General features: G+C 41.7%; 11 protein-coding genes. 3 read left to right on the forward strand and 8 right to left on the reverse strand.

What is annotated here, in order from left to right:
- Positions 1–215: 215 nt before the first annotated feature.
- From IPO83_09480 to cysC, 3 genes are all read right to left on the reverse strand, one after another.
- A complete protein-coding gene (locus IPO83_09480) occupies positions 216–3,245 on the reverse strand; it encodes a hypothetical protein (protein ID MBK9731506.1) in 3,030 nt (1,009 codons plus the stop codon).
- Between the two features lie 349 nt (positions 3,246–3,594).
- Positions 3,595–4,761, reverse strand: a complete 1,167-nt coding sequence (sat, locus tag IPO83_09485) for a sulfate adenylyltransferase (protein MBK9731507.1) — start codon at positions 4,759–4,761, stop codon at positions 3,595–3,597.
- Between the two features lie 35 nt (positions 4,762–4,796).
- Complete coding sequence (gene cysC, locus IPO83_09490) at positions 4,797–5,405, reverse strand: adenylyl-sulfate kinase (protein ID MBK9731508.1); 609 nt, start codon at positions 5,403–5,405, stop codon at positions 4,797–4,799.
- 462 nt (positions 5,406–5,867) lie between these two features.
- On the opposite strand from cysC, the gene IPO83_09495 reads away from it, so the two are divergent.
- Entirely contained in the window at positions 5,868–7,628 is a 1,761-nt protein-coding gene (locus tag IPO83_09495; GenBank protein ID MBK9731509.1) for an SLC13 family permease, read from the forward strand.
- Between the two features lie 78 nt (positions 7,629–7,706).
- Here IPO83_09495 and IPO83_09500 read toward each other — a convergent pair whose 3' ends face one another.
- Positions 7,707–8,897 (reverse strand): amidohydrolase, encoded by a 1,191-nt coding sequence (locus tag IPO83_09500; GenBank protein ID MBK9731510.1) that lies wholly within the window; start codon positions 8,895–8,897, stop codon positions 7,707–7,709.
- 204 nt (positions 8,898–9,101) lie between these two features.
- On the opposite strand from IPO83_09500, the gene IPO83_09505 reads away from it, so the two are divergent.
- Positions 9,102–12,167, forward strand: a complete 3,066-nt coding sequence (locus tag IPO83_09505; protein MBK9731511.1) for an ATP-binding protein — start codon at positions 9,102–9,104, stop codon at positions 12,165–12,167.
- Positions 12,168–12,317: 150 nt separating this feature from the next.
- Entirely contained in the window at positions 12,318–12,965 is a 648-nt protein-coding gene (locus IPO83_09510) for a response regulator transcription factor (GenBank protein MBK9731512.1), read from the forward strand.
- A 135-nt stretch (positions 12,966–13,100) separates the two neighbouring features.
- Here IPO83_09510 and IPO83_09515 read toward each other — a convergent pair whose 3' ends face one another.
- The 4 genes from IPO83_09515 to IPO83_09530 all read right to left on the reverse strand — a co-directional run bounded on the left by IPO83_09515 (position 13,101) and on the right by IPO83_09530 (position 18,815).
- Positions 13,101–13,493: an SPOR domain-containing protein gene (locus IPO83_09515; GenBank protein MBK9731513.1), complete on the reverse strand. Its 393-nt coding sequence runs from the start codon at positions 13,491–13,493 to the stop codon at positions 13,101–13,103.
- A 616-nt stretch (positions 13,494–14,109) separates the two neighbouring features.
- Positions 14,110–14,766: a deoxyribose-phosphate aldolase gene (deoC, locus tag IPO83_09520; protein MBK9731514.1), complete on the reverse strand. Its 657-nt coding sequence runs from the start codon at positions 14,764–14,766 to the stop codon at positions 14,110–14,112.
- 4 nt (positions 14,767–14,770) lie between these two features.
- Entirely contained in the window at positions 14,771–18,106 is a 3,336-nt protein-coding gene (secA, locus tag IPO83_09525; GenBank protein ID MBK9731515.1) for a preprotein translocase subunit SecA, read from the reverse strand.
- Between the two features lie 382 nt (positions 18,107–18,488).
- Entirely contained in the window at positions 18,489–18,815 is a 327-nt protein-coding gene (locus IPO83_09530) for a nucleotide pyrophosphohydrolase (protein ID MBK9731516.1), read from the reverse strand.
- Positions 18,816–18,832: the final 17 nt, after the last annotated feature.

Here is an 18,832-nt window from a genome sequence, read left to right on the forward strand (position 1 = left end):
AGTTAGATTCTTTTACTACATGATCGGGTAGTTATGAAAAATTACTTCACTTGTAGAAGTTATTTTTTTAGAAACGCAACAGTCCTGTTTAATGTCGATTTGCAAAGTTTTCAGAATGGTTAACTGTTAAAAGCAACCATAGCGTATCGAAGTAAGAAAGCGAATTTATAAACGCCCTCGTTTCAATTATGAATGAGGCCGGACATGGAAAGGTTTCATTTTAATGCCATGCTAAAATGAATACGTGTGCCTTTTCCTACCCAGCTTGTGATGGTTAATTTTGCTTTGATTTCTTCTGCTCGTACTTTCATATTTTTTAATCCATTGCCTCCGGATTGCTTTATTATTATTGTTTCCGGTTCCATGGAGGTCTCGAATCCTTTGCCGTTATCTGTTATGATCATGATCAGATGGCTGTTTTCCAATGCAACACTTACGTTTACATTTTTGCAAATTGAATATTTATAAATGTTGTTGATTGCTTCCTTATAAATAAGATAAAAATTTTTGCGCTGCTCCATAGTGAGTTTTATTTTTTTAACACGTTCATCGGTATCAAATTGAAGCAGGATATTTTGTCCTGAAAGCAGCTCACCGGCAAAATATCTCATTCGTTTCAGTATATTTTCAAAATTGTCGTTCTTAGGATTTACCGTCCATACAATGTCATTCATAATATCAATCATCTCGCGGGAAGCATCGCCCATTTTTTCCAATATATTTTTAGCGTTACCGGTATTGATATTCATTTGCTGATAAGCAATCTCACTATATACTGAAATACTATTGAGTGTTGAACCAATATCGTCATGAAGGTCTGCGGAAATTCTCTTCCGTATATTTTGCATGGATGTCCGGTTGCGTTTCCTGATCATTGCATAAGAAAAGACGATGGCCCCAATTATGATAAAATATATTAATAAAAACCACCAGTTTAAATAAAATGGAAGAAGTATTTCGATTGCAATCTGAGTGACCGGAGCATCTTCTATAGATGAAGAAATGGCGCGCACTTCAAATACATAGTGACCACTTTTTAATCCTGAATAAGTTACTTCATTATTAGGGGATGGAAACCGCCAGTCCTGATCTGCGCCACGCAGCCGGTATGAATACGAGAATGAGTGAGCCTGAAAATAGGAAGGGCATGCAAAATCAATTGAAAAATAATTCTTACTGTTAGCAATTTCAACAGGGAGACGATGCTCCATTAAGGAATCAATATTAATTTGCTGATTCTGCACGCGGAATCTGGTGATCTTCACAAACCGGCGTGGTGGCGTTTGCAAAACTCTTGTTGGATCAATGCAAAGAAATCCAAAACTATTGCCAATCAATAGGCGGTTGCCATCCTGGTAAAATGGTGAATTGTATGAATTATCTGCAATACCATCGGCTTCCGTGTAGTGTATAATTTCATGGGAATAAAGATCAAATTGACAGAGTCCGCTATAAGATGCAACCCATAGTTTATTCCTTAATGGTTCAGACACACCAACTATGAATGCATCAAACAAGCCGTTTACTGGAACCAACCGGCTAAATTTTTCAGATTGAAGATTGAAAAGATAGACGCCGTTGTTTGCAGTACCTACGGAAAGGTTGTTATTATCAAAACGGCTCACACAAAGTACTGCACTGTCAGCATTCACATCACCCTGCATCTGATCGTATGGAATAAAATATTTTATTGATTTCTTTTCCGGAATGAAATGAACAAGCCCTTTACTTTCGGAAGTAATCCAAATGCTATTCGCATTCTCAATTAACATATCATCCGATAAATGAGGAACGATTCCAGCAGATTGGAAAAGCGAATCATAGGAGAAAAAATTCTGAAGACGCTCACTCCAAATACAAAAAGATCCTCTTCTCATTCCTATCAGTATATTTCCCTGATCGTCCTTTTTCATTACAATTGGAGAGAAGTGTTTGAATATTTCCGGTTGTGAGTTGGAAAACCGTTCAGTAGCAGGGTCATAAATAGAAAGATGGGAAGCTCTTCCTCCAATCCATATCCTTCCATGCGAGTCTTCCAACAATGATAAAAACTGATCGTATTCAGCATAGGGAGACTGCTGATCAATTAAATTACGTCCACTTTTGTAAACCTTTAGAATATTAAATAATGAATCACATTTCACCACACCGCCATCACTGGTTGCAATCCAATATTCACCTTGAGTCGACTTAAGGAATTTCAGCGGTGCCGTTTTTGGAAAGGAATGAGGATTCAATGCATCGTGTGTATGATTTGTAAACATTGTTTGCGCAGGATTGAAGCAAGAAACCCCCTGATCAGAAGTGAGCCAGATATTTCCTTCGTGGTCCTCCCGTATCGTATTTATAGATGTGTTGTACTGCACCGACATTGGATTGCTCGGCGAATATCGATTAGAAGTAAATTTGCTCTTTTTGCCATCATAAGTAAGTAAACCACCATGTTCTGTAGCGATTCGGAAATTTCCAAGCATGTCTTCATGAAAATCATGGAAGAAAATATTTACCCCATTCTTCAATCCAATCTGCTCCATTATTTTCTTTTGATCAAATGATTTGAAGTTACGCGTTTGAGGGTCGAAACAAAAAAGGCCCATACTGTAGGTGGAAATCCAAAGACTTCCAGAACGGGTAGAATAAATACAATCCACATGCCCGCCAATGGGAATATAATAGCGATCGTTTTTTTTGTTGCATGGGAAAAGGACTTTTGTAGTAAGATCATAGGCATACATTCCTGTGCTCATTCCCAACCAGACAATGGGAAGCTGCCGATCAAATATTGAAATGGCAATGTCGAATTTTTCTGAAGAAGGTAGAACCCCTTCGCAGATAAATTTTTGAAGCCGATAATCATAACGATATAATCCCCGGGAACCTGTTGCCCATACTTCGCCCTTTGGAGATAGCAAAATGCTGATGATGCTGTCAGCACCGGATTCTATGGTAGTGAACTTTTTTCTGTAACGGTCAAGTCTTAAAATGGAAACGGGTGAAGTAGTAACCCAAACATTATCGTTGCTATCGATCAATACTCCACCTACCAAGTTAGAAGCAATAGAAGAAGGATCAGCAGGATCATGACGATAGGTAATAAAGTTTTTACCATCGTAACGCTGAAGGCCATTATTCGTGGCAAACCAAATAAATCCCGAAGAGTCTTGGGCCATTGCCCATACCTGGTTGTTTGCGAGGCCATCCGCAGTGCTGAGGTGATGGAAGCAAAGATCTTGTGAAGCTGACATATTAATACGACAAACGAAAATCAATAGCAAGGGTAAGTAGCCGTTGATCATTAGTCGTATAAATTGAATTTTTAAATAATGCACTTTGCAAGATAGGAGAAAGGAAAATATCACCGGAGTTAGCGATCACAGGCATGAAATAGAGTATATTGAAATGTGAAAGCGGCAAAACAACCTTCAGTATTCACAATAAAGAATGAACTAAGCACTTTGAAACATATTAGATATTCTTCTGTGTATAAAAGGCTAATGAACATTAAGGATTAAAAAGGAGTGTAAGGGCAAAAAAAAATCCCGACTTGTGCCGGGATTTTTTAGCGACATAAATGTCGCTGTACATTTTTGTTTTTTATGCAGTAACACCAGCTTTCGCGGTAGCCCACTCAATAAGAATGTCCGCCACTTCAGCGCGGGAGAATTCTGCCGGTGGGCGTTCCCCGTTCGACAGCATCTCGCGCACCTTCGTTCCACTCAATGAAACCTGTGTTGCATTTTTAGGAGCAGTTTTACTTGAAGCCATACCTTCCGTTTCTTTACAGAAGAAAGTATTCTCGAACTTCAGAATGGTCATGCCAGTACGTTCAGCTACGCTGTCCATCATTTCCTGTGCTTCGTAAGTTCCATAGTATGTTCCTACACCTGCATGGTCACGACCGACAATCATGTGTGTGCAGCCATAATTCTTGCGGATCATGGTATGATTGATTGCTTCACGTGGTCCGGCATAACGCATAGCAGTTGGCAATGCACTTACCATTGTATTGTCAGGATTAAAATATCCGTTGATCAATGCTTCGTAGCAACGCATGCGGATAGGAGCGGGAATATCATCTGGTTTTGTTTCACCAACGATAGGATGAATCAAAGCGCCATCCACAATTTCCTGTGCACATTTAATAAGGTATTCATGTGCGCGGTGAATCGGATTTCTTGTTTGGAAAGCCACCACTGTTTTCCAGTTGCGTCTTTCAAATTCAGCCCGTGTTTCTGAAGGATCCATGAAATATTTATCATCGATCTGATCGTGACGGGTCGGGCGGGTGATCATTTCAAGTGGTCCGGCAATGAATTTGTTTCCACCACTCAATACTGCTTTAACACCGGGATGTTTGTCTTCCGTGGTTTTAAAACATTTTTGGGTAAGATTCATTAAATCCAATTCAAACTTTTCTTCCACCTTCATTATAGCCAGCACATTGCCTGAGCTTTTTTCTATCAATGCAATCTCTGCACCGATGTTGATGTTGTCGTGCTGATCACCTGAAGGCAATAAAATGGGTATACCCCAAAGCAATCCATTGCTCAATGTCATCTTTTCAATAGTACCTTCTGCATCTGCTTTGTTCATAAAACCTGTGAGCGGGCTGAATGCGCCATTGGCAATCATTTCAATATCCGCTGCATAACGGTCTTCAATTACCAATTGAAAAAGTGATTTTGCCTTATTTTCTAATTCTGTTTTGCGGGCGCCGGTTGCAATTCGGTTTACGAGCACTCCACCATGTGGTTGATTCATTACTGTATTGGATTTTAATTGTTAAAATGAGTGGGTTATTCAACTGTTATGTAATTCTTTTCCTTCAACCATGCTATTACCTCGTCAGCACAATCATCTACTGTCCGGCCTGCAGAAAGGATTTCAATCTCTGGTTTTTCAGGCGCTTCATAGGGGGAATCAATTCCTGTAAAAAATTTGATTTCGCCGGCACGCGCCTTTTTATAAAGTCCTTTAGGATCACGTTCTTCGCAAACATCAAGCGGTGTATTCACAAAAACTTCAATGAATTCACCTTCTTTCATAATGCTGCGCGCCATTTCACGATCGCTGCGGAAAGGAGATATGAAAGCCGTACCTACAATTACACCTGCGTCAACAAATAATTTAGACACTTCTCCAATCCGGCGGATATTTTCTTTGCGATCATCGTCGCTGAATGTAAGTCCTTTGTTCAGGCCCATACGCACATTATCGCCATCAAGTATATAGGTATGCAAACCCATATCGAACATCTTTTCTTCTACCTTATTGGCAATGGTCGATTTTCCTGAACCTGAAAGGCCTGTGTACCATAGGATGCAGGATTTGTGACCCTTGAGAGCCTGACGGTTTTCTTTGGTAATGGTGTGGCCGTGGGGAATAATGTACTTTACTTCTGCCATGGTTTATGGGTTGATTTAATGAGGGTTAAAAAAAATGAAGGCGCAAAGATAGTAAAACGGGTTTGAATACGGTACGAAAACTTATAAGTTTCGTATGATCGAAGCCTGTCATTTGAAGGAGATGAAAATTGTTTTTTAAAATTTATTTGATTTTGGCGGTCATTCCTTCTATTGCATGGTCTGCCTTTCTCTGTAATCCTTAAACCGCGGGGCAATATTCGCTAAAGTTCTATTAAGTAGGTAGAATTTAAAGATTTATTTTTCAGAAAGCATCGCCGCCTGTCGGATTGTGGATACTATATTGATTATCAATAGTTTAAGTGTCATGTTTTCTTATCAAAATTGGAAAAACCTGACTTTTTTTGAAAGGAATTTTATAATTCTACTAGTTCTGTAGTACTACTAATATAATAGAATATATAGATTAGCGCTTTGTTTTGTTAACCAAGCCCTTTAACACTTATGGAAATAACACTGGTACTCTCTCTGCTTCTGATTGCCGTTATTCTCTTTTCATTGGAGAAAATCTCTGTCGACATAGTTACCTGCATGCTGCTGGTGGTGCTCGTTTTAAGCGGGATACTTACCACCAAGGAAGCTTTTGCCGGATTCAGCAGCGATTTCATGCTGATATTGGCGTCCATCTTCGTCATCACCACCGCTATTCAGGAAAACGGGGTGCTGGACAGTGTTGCCAACTACATGTTGAAAATGGCAAAATCAAATCCCAACCGGATATTGCTTTACCTGATTTCGCTTACCGGAGTTATATCCGCCTTTATGAACAATACCACGGCCACAGCCCTGATGATTAATCCCGTAGTCAGTATTTCGCGAAAGGCCGGTTTCAGTCCTTCTAAATTTCTGATGCCCGTGGCTTTTGCTTCCATCATTGGCGGCACCTGCACCCTCATCGGAACTTCCACCAATGTGGCGGTGAGCGGCTATCTGAAAAACATAAACATGGAACCGATCAGCATGTTTGAATTCTCGGCGGTTGGTGCGATATTGCTGGTAGTCACCATCCTTTATATGATGACCATCGGAAAGCGGTTATTGCCAAACCGGGAGATTCATGACCTTCAGGAAGATTATCAGTTAAGAGACTATCTGAGCGAATTGGTAATTATGCCAGGCTCACCGCTTATAGGTCAACCAGCCAGCAAATCGTCACTTGCCCAATCAGGATTTTCTGTGCTGGGAATTGTGAGGGGCAAAGAGAAATTTCATCCGGGAAATTTTGCGACTCTTGAAAAAGGGGATGTATTATTGGTGGAAGGTAAAGCGGATAACCTGATCAGGATAAAAAATACAATCGGTCTGGAGCTTCTTCCGGATACGAAAGATTTTTACAAAAGCGGAGAAGACCTGAGATTGCTGGAAGTGTTGATACCTCCACGTTCTGAATTTGTTGGAGCACATATAAAAGAAACAGATCTGCGACAGAAGTATGGAATCGTACCTATCGCCATTCACCGTTCAGGCGAAAACCTTTTTGAACAGATTGATGATATTAAACTTGAAATCGGGGACTTACTCCTCGTGCAAGGCTCAAGACACAGGATGAATGGCTTTTCCGGTGATCACAACCTGATTACACTGGTTGAACATAAACCCAATCTGAAAAAACGCAGGCGGGGAATGCTTACACTCGGGTTCTTTCTTGCCGCCATACTGGTAGGTTCATTTGAATTGATGCCGTTGTCTATTGCATTTTTGATCGCTGCTATTTTAACAGTGTTCTTCAAAGGAATCAACCTGCAGAAAGCCTATGAAAATATTGACTGGCGGCTGCTGATACTCATTGCCGGCATGAGCGCCTTCGGAACAGCCATGACAAAAACAGGCACTGATAAATTTCTTGCAGAAGGTATTGTGGGTATTTTCAACTCACTTGGTACTATGGGAATTTTAGGCGGCTTTATGGTACTCACCGTTTTGTTGACGCAACCCATGTCGAATGCTGCTGCGGCATTGGTGGTATTGCCGGTAGCGCTGGAAACAGCAAATGCCTTGGGTGCCAATCCGCGCACATTCGCTATAACGGTTATGCTGGCGGCCTCCATTTCCCTTATTACCCCTTTTGAGCCTTCCTGCATACTTGTTTATGGCCCCGGGAAATATAAATTTGGAGATTTTATGAAGGTGGGCGGAGTGCTCACATTTATACTGATGGCTATACTACTGGTTTTGATACCAGTCTTTTGGCCATTGGAAATGTAGATTAAAAGGATACGGATTCAAATTTCGGCTGCCTGAACTAAGTAATCAGGCAGCCGGAAATTTTTATAGTCTGTTGTATTATTGCATCAGCAACTGCAACGCCATCCAGGCCATCAATCCCGCAGAAATTTCAAGGGCATCTTCATCAATAGTAAAGGTGGCAGTATGAACGGGCGAAACGATATTTTTCGCTGGATTGCCCGTCCCGATTCTATAAAAACACGCGGGAACTTTTTGGGAATAAAATGCAAAATCCTCCGAGGCCATCCAGATGCCGAGTGCCATCACGTTATCTTCTCCAAGATATTCGGTTGCTGCAATGATGGAAGTTTTAGTTACTTCTTCATTGTTGATGAGACAAGGGTAGCCAATCCTGATTTCCAGTTCAATTTCAATTCCTGAATTTTTAGAATAAAGAGCGATCGTATTCCTTATGCGATTGTGCGATTCAAATCTCCACTCTTCATCCATCGTCCTGAATGTTCCTTCGATTTTCACTTCATCAGGAATCACATTAGTTGCTCCGGGGCCGGTGATTTTGCCAAAGGCCAGCACCGTTGGAATAACTTCATTCGCAAATTCTTTGGAAAGATCTTCCAGCAAAATCAACAGCCTTGCCGCCGGATACAAAGGATTGATCACACCGGATGGCACCGCAGCATGGCCGCCTTTTCCCTTCACCGAAATATAGATTTCATCGCTGGAAGCCATGTATTTTCCCGCAAAAAATCCGGCTTTTCCAACCGGTAATTGGGTAAAAACATGCTGCGCGAGAATGACTTCAGGAATAGGTTGTTCCAGCACACCGTCTTTGATCATGAGTGACGCACCTCCGGGTAATTTTTCTTCTCCGGGCTGAAAAATAAGCTTGATGGTTCCTTCAAATTCATCTCTCAGATCAGCAAGTATTTTTGCAGTTCCCAGCAAGGAAGAAGAATGTACATCATGTCCGCAGGCATGCATCACGCCAATATTTTGAGACCGGTAATCGACATCATTTTTTTCAGTAATCGGCAATGCATCCATATCAGCGCGCAATGCAATCACTTTCTTACCAGGATTTTTGCCTTTGATCAATGCAACAATACCGGTTCCGGCAATGCCTTTTACATGCTCAATATTCCATGCAGTGAGCTTGGAAGAAATATAGGCAGAAGTTTCTTTTTCCTGGAACGACAATTCAGGATGCGCATGAAGATGGCGCCTGATAGCAATCACTTCCTGCTTCAGATCTTTTGAAAGTTGTTTTATCAGTTCAAGGGTGATCATGCCATAATTTAAGGAATGCAAAGTTGCCAATATTTTCCGGGAAGGGAATGGATAGTTGTTGGTTCATTTGATATTATCAGCGTTCTGTTCTACCTTTTGAACGGGTAAAACTTTCATTCACTGTACCGCTGTTCTTCATATTGTTTCTTTCTGATTATCGTACTTCAGTCCGGCGTGCAGTTTTGTGTGGCACAAATGCCTGCCTTGCGATTCAACAGGTACACTACCTCCGACGGCCTTTCTTCCAATACCATTACCTCAATATTTCAGGATCGTCGTGGATTTATGTGGTTCGGAACGCAGGATGGATTGTGCAGGTTTGACGGAAGAAATTTTGTGATCTATAAAAATGATCCGTTTAACAAGACTACTATCTGCGGCAATGTAATCAACGATCTTGCAGAAGACAGCAGTGGCGTGCTTTGGATTGCTACCGGCGATGGCGGACTTTGCAGTTATGATTTCAGAAACAATCATTTCAAATCAATTGATTATTCACGCAGCGATTCTGTTTTGAATTTTATCCCCAACGTGCTTGCTGTTGCAGTGGATTCAAAGCAAAACATATGGGCTGGCGTTGAGAAAACAGGTGTTTTTTGTTTCCATCAGGAAACGGACTCTTTCAAATTTATTGGATTCGAAAACCAAAAAGCAACCGCGACTATTAATGACATTACCACCGATGGTAATGGAAGAGTCTATTTCGGTTCTATTGGCGGTTCACTCAATTACAAAGCGCAGGACAACAGCTTCAAACAGGTAGTGAATTTCAGTTTGGATTTTCCTTTTCCTGCTTATGCCATCACCAAAATTTTCTGCAACGATAAAAATGAAATCTGGTGTGGAAGCTGGGACAATGGATTGTATCATTTCAATGCCGCCACCAACAGGCTGGAACAATACTTATTTGAAACCGGAAAACCATTCACGTATTCGGGAAATGAAGTACACGCCATAGACCAGGATGAACACGGCATGCTTTGGCTGGGCACCACTACCGGCGGATTGTATTTGTTTGATCCTGCCACAAAAAAATCATTGCATTATCCGCCACAAAAAAATGATCCGCATGGATTAAAAGGCAGCCGTATTTATTCAATTTACCGCGATCGCAACAACCGTATGTGGCTTGGAACTGATGCTGGTGTTCAAATATATGATCCTTTACTCAACCCGTTTGAAATAATAAACCTCGAAAGCAGAGTGATGCCGCCAGGATTAAACCTGAAAGTGATGGATTTTCTGGTGGACGATAATCAGACACTTTACATCGGAACAAAGGCAGGTTTGCTTATCAGGAAAAAAAGCAGCACTGACTTTTTTCTTAAATCCTTCCTTTATAAAAATCAACCATTAAACATCAATAAAATATTTCGCGATAGCAGGGGAGCCATTTACCTCGGAACACAGCGAACGATGTTTGTTTTTGACCCTGGAAAATTATCGTTGAAAACGGTTCATTCTTTCTCCCGCAATTTCGTCTATTTCGATTTTTTCGATATCGGTTCTTCCAGCGTGAACGCGATGGCTGAAGCTGTATTCATGAATGATACTGTGCTATGGGTTTCCGCCTATGGCCACGGCGTTTGTCTTTTCGACCGCAATACACTTAATGGAGGTATCGGTTTGCTTTCAAAACAGGATGAAGTTCAAAATCTTATCCGGAAGATAATGGTTGACAGCAAAGGCCGTGTGTGGATGACAGGTGCTTCTTTGGGAATCATTACGGATATCAGCAGCACTTATTTTTCTGAAGAAGACAGCTTTTGGCGGAAGGAGCATAGTGTAGCCCGGCGTGTTATAGATTCTTTCGGCATGTTTACCGGTACCACATTTATTGCAGCGAATAAAGACTATGCGCTCAGAAGCAACGATGTGTTCGACATGGTGGAAAATAATGACGGCACTTTCTGGATCACTACCAAAGGCAGCGGGTTATATTTATTCAACCCGGAAGATCGTGAAAAAACATTCATCCACTTTGAATCACAACACCAGAACCTTGAAGGAATTGCAAAAGATAAAAACGGAAATCTCTGGATCATAGCAGCGGGCGGCATTGACTTCTTTGATGTGCATTCAAAAACTTTTTTCAGGTATGATGTTGTATATGGCCTTCCTGAAGAAGGTGTGTCTGGTTATTTTTATTGCGACAACAATGGATATTTATATGCAGGAGGCAATGGATTTTATATTCGGTTCAAACCCGAAGCGGTACAGCGGAATCAATCAGTTCCACCGGTTTTTATCACCCATCTTCAATTGCTGAATCAACCTGCGGATTCTCTTTTGTTGCAGAAAACTATTTGCCTCCAATACAACCAGAATTTCCTTTCATTTGAAATGGCGGCGCTCAATTATACGAATGCAAATGCTAACCAGTTCAGGTACCGACTAACGGGTTTTGACAAAGACTGGAGTCAGGACCGCTATGTTAATCAAGTGAGCTATACCAATATTCCTCCGGGCGATTATACACTGGAAGTAAAAGCATCCAATAATGATGGTGTGTGGAATGAAACGGGAACAAGTTTGCAGATTATCATACTTCCGCCCTGGTGGCGCACCTGGTGGTTTTACCTGTTGATGTTGACGATGGTTGCTTCATCTGTGTATGGAATATTCCGCTACCGGTTGAATCAATTGCTTCAGCTTCAAAATATCCGCAACAAGATTGCGCGCGACCTGCATGATGACATTGGTTCTACGCTTGGAAGTATTTCTTTTTTCAGCGAAGCGGCAAAACAACAGCTCGACAATAACGATGTGGTTGCTTCACAAAAAGTAATCGACAAAATCGGCGAGAATTCGCGTGCAATGATTGAAACCATGAGTGATATTGTTTGGTCGGTGAATCCTGAGAATGATTCCGTACAACAACTTACCTCGCGCATGGAAGCATTGGCATCGGACGTGCTTTCTATGCAAGATATACGGTTAAAATTTTTTGCTGATGAAACATTGAAAAAGATTAAGCTGAACATGGAGCAGCGAAAAAATATTTTCATGATTTTTAAAGAAGCGCTTTACAATATTGTGAAGTATGCTGAATGCTCACAGGTAGAGATTTCAATACGCGATACCGGAAAAAAAATAAGAATGGAGATCGCCGACAACGGGAAAGGTTTTGACGTTGCCGGAATAAAAAGCTATAATGGAAACGGATTACCAAACATCCGTTCACGTGCAAAAGAAATTAATGCAGAAGTCCATATTCTATCAACATCTGAAACCGGCACCACTATTATTTTAATACTCAACAAAACATGATTGTTAAAAGAAAAGAGGCATCACTCAAAGCAACTCATTATTAGTTAATGATTACAACAACTCAAGCGATCAATAATAATTCCTGATTCTCAACTGCTATCCCCCGATTGCGGGATTGATATTCACAATTTAAGCACGCACTTTTGTAACATGAAAGGTATCAGTGTAGTAATTTTCGACGACAGTAATTCTATTCGTGAAGCTATTTCACTGCTCATCAGCAGCAATCCTAAATTTATATTGACAGGTAGTTATTCTGATGCCACAAGCTGTATTGAAATGCTGGAAGAAGAAACGCCTGATGTGGTGCTGATGGATATTGATATGCCGGAAGTTACAGGCATACAAGCTGTCCAACGCATTCATTCGCGGTTTCCTTCATTGCCCATCATCATGCTTACAGTGTTCGACCATGAGGACAAAGTTTTTGAATCTCTGTGTGCCGGAGCAGTTGGATATTTATTAAAGAATACACCGCCGGCGCGTTTGCTGGAAGCCATACAGGAAGTTTATGAAGGTGGCGCACCGATGACGCCTTCAATCGCGAGAAAAGTGATGCACCACTTTCAACAAAATGAAACACTGCCGGAGAAAGAAGATTATCACCTGAGCCCGCGCGAAAAAGAAGTGCTGGCACACCTTGTAAATGGATTGGCGTATAAAATGATTGCGGCACAAATGGGCATCACGTATGAGACTGTTCGTACCCATTCCAAAAAAATTTATGACAAGCTGCATGTCTCGTCTATGACAGAAGCTGTTGTGAAAACTCTGAATCAGAAGTTGCTGGGGTTGTGAGCAGGGTAACTCATCGGTTAGTTTGCAGCGTTTTGAGTGATGTGTTATCCGATGAGTTGGATGGGCATTTGATTTCTATCGGATACAGCTTGACTCAGAATTAAAGCAACCTATCCGCCGGATGTCGTAAATTTTTCACCAGGGAATGCCTTTCAGCAGAATCTTATCAGGAACAACAAATGCACTTGGAAAACTGCTTTTAATTTCTTCCATGAACTGATTGGCTTCAACACGTTTTTCAAAATCACCCACACGTAATTTGAATTGCGGCTGCTGATAAGTCAGATAAGAATTTACATCAGGATATTCCTGTGAGAAGGAACTTTTCATATCCATCACCATTGTGCGGTTGCTGTTGGAAGCTAACTGTACCCGGAACCCATTCACCGCGCGCTTTTCTGTTGCAAAAGTTTGATAGAGCTTCAGAACTTTTTGAACGCCGGAATCTTCGACAAGTATGATGTTGCCTGTTTGCGCATGCATCAGTGTTGGCAGAAAAATTAAAAGTGCGACTACGAAGCTTTTCATGAAAAATTGATTAATGAAATTACTTTTTCGTTCACGGTAGATGAGAGTTGGTTTTGGAAGAAGCATTGTGTAGTGAAGTAAAAAATAATTCATCTGATTCGTTTGCGCTGTGTTGTGGTCAGTAAAGAAACAAATTTTCGGTTATAGAAAAAGTGTTGTTTTTGGAGGAGCGTTTTACTTCTTCATCGAAGTGAGAAAGAAAAAAAATGCGGGTCATTCAGGAGGAACCTCCCTACAACAATGCATTATTCCCGAATAGCCCCGGGATTTTAAATGGTAAGAAATAGTTGACGGGTTGGTAACGTGAACAAGGTTCCTTCTGAATGAAAAAATGCGGGTCATTCAGGAGGAACCTCCTTACAACAATGCATTATTCCCGAATAGCCTGGGATTTTAAATGGTAAGAAATAGTTGGCGGGTTGGTAACGTGAACAAGGTTACAAGAGGTGATTGAGTTGGGCGGTCTTTGTTCCTTTAGAATGACTATGGGAGAGGTGATTGCTTTGAATGGACCTTCTGCTAACAGAATAACTGCCAATGAATTGACAGCATCAAAAAGAGTTTTGTAATCTGTAAATTTATTCAGCGCCCCACTTCAAACTTCTTAATTCTTAATTCATACCTCCACCTTCTCCATCATCTGCATCGCAGAAGAAGTACCAATACGATCAGCGCCGGCTTCTATAAGCTGGAGCAGTTGTGCTTTTGTTTTGATACCGCCTGAGGCTTTAATCTTTATTTTTTTCGGAAGCAGTTTACGCATGGTTTCAATCATCTCCACGGTAGCTCCTTGCCCGACAAAGCCAGTGGATGTTTTTACATAATCCACTTCTGCTTTTACTGCCAGCGCACAGGCACGCTTAAGATCACTTTCGGATAATAATCCTGCTTCAATAATCAGCTTCACCATTTTGCCACGCAGGTGTGCCAACTGTGTGATGCTTTGTAATTCTTTCAATACATCTTTATCGTTGCCGGAATAAAATGCGCCAAGATTCATCACCACATCCAATTCATGCGCTCCATCTTCCATGGCACGTTTCGCTTCTTCCACTTTTATATAAGCGCTGGAATAACCAAACGGAAAACCAATCACCGTAGCAATTTTCACCTTCTCATTTTCAAGAATGGCAAATGCATTGCGCACATAGTAAGGTGGTACGCACACTGTCGCAAATTGATTTTCAATTGCTTCAGCGCAGAGCTGTTTGATCTGCTCCAGTGTGGTTTCGGGCTTTAATAAAGTGTGGTCTATTTTAGCTGCGATATCAATTCCTTCACGCTTCTTTTCCATGACAATTCTTATATTTTTTTCCACTGCCACAAGGGCAAGGATCGTTTCTTCCTGTTTTTGCTCCCACGCGAATGGGTTCTAATTTTTTCGGAGGTTCGTTTTGTCCGTCCACTCCATTGCCGTTTTCACTTCCATTGTTATCAGATGGTGAAGGCATATTGCTCATGGCTGCTCCGCGTCCTTCGCGCATCCTGCTGTAATCTGTTTTTTCCTGCACCCTTGCCTGGTTCACCTGTTGAACAGGTTGATTCGGTAAGCCGGCTTTGAAGAGGAAAGAGACCACTTCGCGGTTAATTTCTCCCATCATCTTTTTGAAAAGCTCGAATGCTTCAAACTTATAAATCAGCAAAGGATCTTTCTGTTCATACCGCGCATTTTGAACCGATTGTTTCAGGTCATCCAACTGGCGCAGGTTTTCTTTCCAGGCATCATCAATAAATGAAAGTGTGATGGCCCGCTCAAATGATTTGATCACTTCACGGCTTCCGGATTCATAGGCCTTCTTCAGGTTGGTAACTATCTGCATGCCGCGGATACCATCGGTAAACGGAACCACAATGTTCTCAATAGTTTCACCGCGATTAATAAACACATCTTTAATCACAGGGCTGATGCTGTCGGAAAGATGCTGCATCTTGCGTTTGTACACTTCAGTTACTTCTTCATACAAACGGTGAGATAAATCAGCAGCTTTCTGGCCCTTGAATTCTTCCGCAGTAATCTGCGTATCGGTAGAAAGAAAACGGATCACATCAAATTTGAATGCTTCGTAATCATTTGCATCCTGGTGTTGTACGGTGAGTTCTTCGCAAAGATCAAACACCATGTTGTTCAGATCATAGGAAAGGCGTTCTCCAAACAATGCATGCCGGCGTTTCTTGTAAATTACTTCACGTTGCGCATTCATCACATCATCATACTCGAGCAAATGTTTGCGGATACCGAAGTTGTTTTCTTCCACTTTCTTCTGCGCGCGTTCAATGGATTTGGTAATCATCGAATGCTGAATCACTTCACCTTCCTTATATCCAAATCGATCCATGAAGCCGGCAATACGATCGCTGCCGAACAAACGCATCAAATCATCTTCCAGTGAAACAAAAAATTGTGTGGTGCCCGGATCACCTTGTCGTCCTGCACGACCACGTAACTGCCGGTCTACACGACGTGCTTCGTGACGTTCAGTACCTACAATAGCTAATCCGCCTGATTCTTTTACGCCGGGACCGAGTTTAATATCTGTACCGCGGCCGGCCATGTTGGTGGCAATCGTTACTGCACCCGGCAAACCTGCTTCGGCAACAATTTCCGCTTCACGCTGGTGTTGCTTTGCATTCAATACATTGTGTTTAATGTTCTTGAACTTCAGCATGCGTGAAAGCAATTCTGACACTTCCACATTGGTAGTTCCCACCAGCACCGGTCTTCCTGCCTTGCTGAGCTTGATGATCTCATCTATGGCAGCATTGTACTTTTCACGCTTGGTTTTATAAACAAGGTCCTGCTCATCTTTTCGGATCATCTCTACATTGGTAGGAATCACCACCACATCAAGTTTATAGATCGACCAGAATTCACCGGCTTCTGTTTCAGCAGTACCCGTCATGCCGCACAGCTTGTGATACATGCGGAAATAATTCTGCAGGGTAACAGTGGCAAATGTTTGTGTGGCTGCTTCAACCTTTACATTTTCTTTTGCTTCAATAGCCTGGTGTAAACCGTCAGAATAACGTCGACCATCGAGAATACGGCCTGTTTGTTCATCTACAATCTTCACCTTACCATCCATCACCACGTACTCATTATCTTTCTCGAAAAGAGTATAGGCTTTCAACAATTGTTGCAGAGTATGAATGCGTTCGCTCTTGATGGCGAAGTCCTGCATCAACTGATCTTTCTTCAATAATTTTTCTTCCTGCGATGCACTTGTTTTTTCAATATCGGCAATCAGCGCGCCTACGTCAGGAATCACAAAGAAACTTTTGTCTTCACCTGCTTCGGTGAGCAACTCGATACCTTTTTCGGTAAGATCTACCTGGTTATTTTTTTCATCTATCGTGAAATACAATTCGGCATCTGCTTTTGGCATTTCTTTCTGATTATCGGTGAGGTGATAGCTCTCCGATTTCAGCATGATGGCCTTGTTGCCTTCTTCACTCATAAACTTGATAAGGTTGCCATATTTCGGCAAGCCACGGTGCGCTCTCAATAAAGCAAGACCACCTTCTGTCGCGCCGGTCTTACCTGCTTCAATTAATTTTTTAGCATCATTCAGAAATTGGTTCACCGCACGTTTCTGCGAATCCACCAATTTTAAGATACGCGGTTTCATTTGCTGAAACTGCTGGTCTTCGCCTTTTGGAATGGGTCCTGAAATGATCAGGGGTGTACGTGCATCATCAATCAATACAGAATCCACTTCATCCACCATTGCATAATGCAACTTACGTTGTACGAGCTCTTCTCTTGAGCGCGACATGTTATCACGTAAGTAATCGAAGCCGAATTCATTATTCGTACCATAGGTGATATCGCAGTTATAAGCAGCGCGGCGTTCCTGTGAGTGCGGCGGATAGTTATCGATGCAATCGACGGTAATTCCAAGAAACTGGAACAAAGGTCCATTCCATTCACAGTCACGGCGGGAGAGATAATCATTCACTGTAACAAGGTGAACACCCAAACCGGTGAGCGCATTGAGATAAGAAGGCAAAGTGGAAACAAGTGTTTTTCCTTCACCGGTTGCCATTTCAGAAATTTTTCCCTGGTGCAGTACGATACCGCCAATCAACTGCACGTCGTAGTGAACCATTTTCCAGGTAACCGGCAAGCCACGAACAAGCCACGTGTTGCTGTAAATTGCTTTATCATCAGCAATGGTTACAAAATCTTTTTTCGCGGCAAATTCCCGATCGAGATCAGTGGCCGTAACAGTGATGGTGGTGTTTTCGGTAAAACGGCGGGCAGTTTCTTTCATCACTGCAAATGCTTCGGGAAGAATTTCATTGAGGATGTCTTCCAGCTTTTGGTCGCGGTCTTTTTCGAGTCCATCAATTTTTTTATAGAACTCTTCCTTTTGATCGAAAGAAACTTCCTCACTTTCCGCTTCCGTTTTGAGTGTGTTGATTTCACCGTCTATCTCTGCGATATGGGCAGTAATACGATCTTTGAAATCTGTTGTTTTAGCTCGCAACTCATCATGCGAAAGTGATTCGAGCTTGGCAAACTCTGTTTTAATCTGCTCAACAATCGGTTCAATGGCACGGACATCTTTATCCGACTTATTGCCTCCGAGTAATTTAGTAAGGAAACCAAACATGGTATTTCATTTAATGTAATCCCCAACATGCCTGAGTATCAGTTGTATTACCTGGAAAAAAATGGTTTCTACGACGAAATGAAGCGGAAACAGCGTTTTTTGCGCAGGAATGACTAAAGAATCAGCAAGCGATAAAAAAGGAGGACAAAGTTAATTTAAAAAATCCGACGGTGCGGAATCAAAAGCAAATGAATACACGACAAATTTTTAATGACGAAATATTCTCCGTGCATTTTCTGTGTCTCCGTAGCTAATGATTTATTGGCATGGAGGAACAGCAAATGCATGGAAATTTGAATGAAACGCAACAAGATGTTGCCGGGCAGTCAAATTATATTCCGTTTACCGGATATTGGACAAGATGGCAGAGAAGGAGAAAGATTCATTGTAATTTTTCATTTTCCTTGTGACGCGTGGCATCACGAATTGATTTTTTCTCCAGGTTTTTGTTAAGTGCTTCTGTAAGATCCACACCTGTTTGATTCGCGATACAGATCAGTACAAATAGCACATCTGCAAGTTCATCAGCAAGGTTTTTCTCCTTGTCGGAAGGTTTGAAAGACTGTTCACCGTATTTGCGCGAAATAATTCGCGCCACTTCACCCACTTCTTCGGTGAGCATGGCCATGTTGGTGAGTTCGTTGAAATAGCGGACACCGGTAGTTTTAATCCATTGATCTACCTGTTGCTGGGCTTCGGAAATAAGCATTGAAATTTTTTGAAATG

This window comes from Chitinophagaceae bacterium (assembly GCA_016717285.1).
Lineage (GTDB): Bacteria > Bacteroidota > Bacteroidia > Chitinophagales > UBA10324 > JACCZZ01.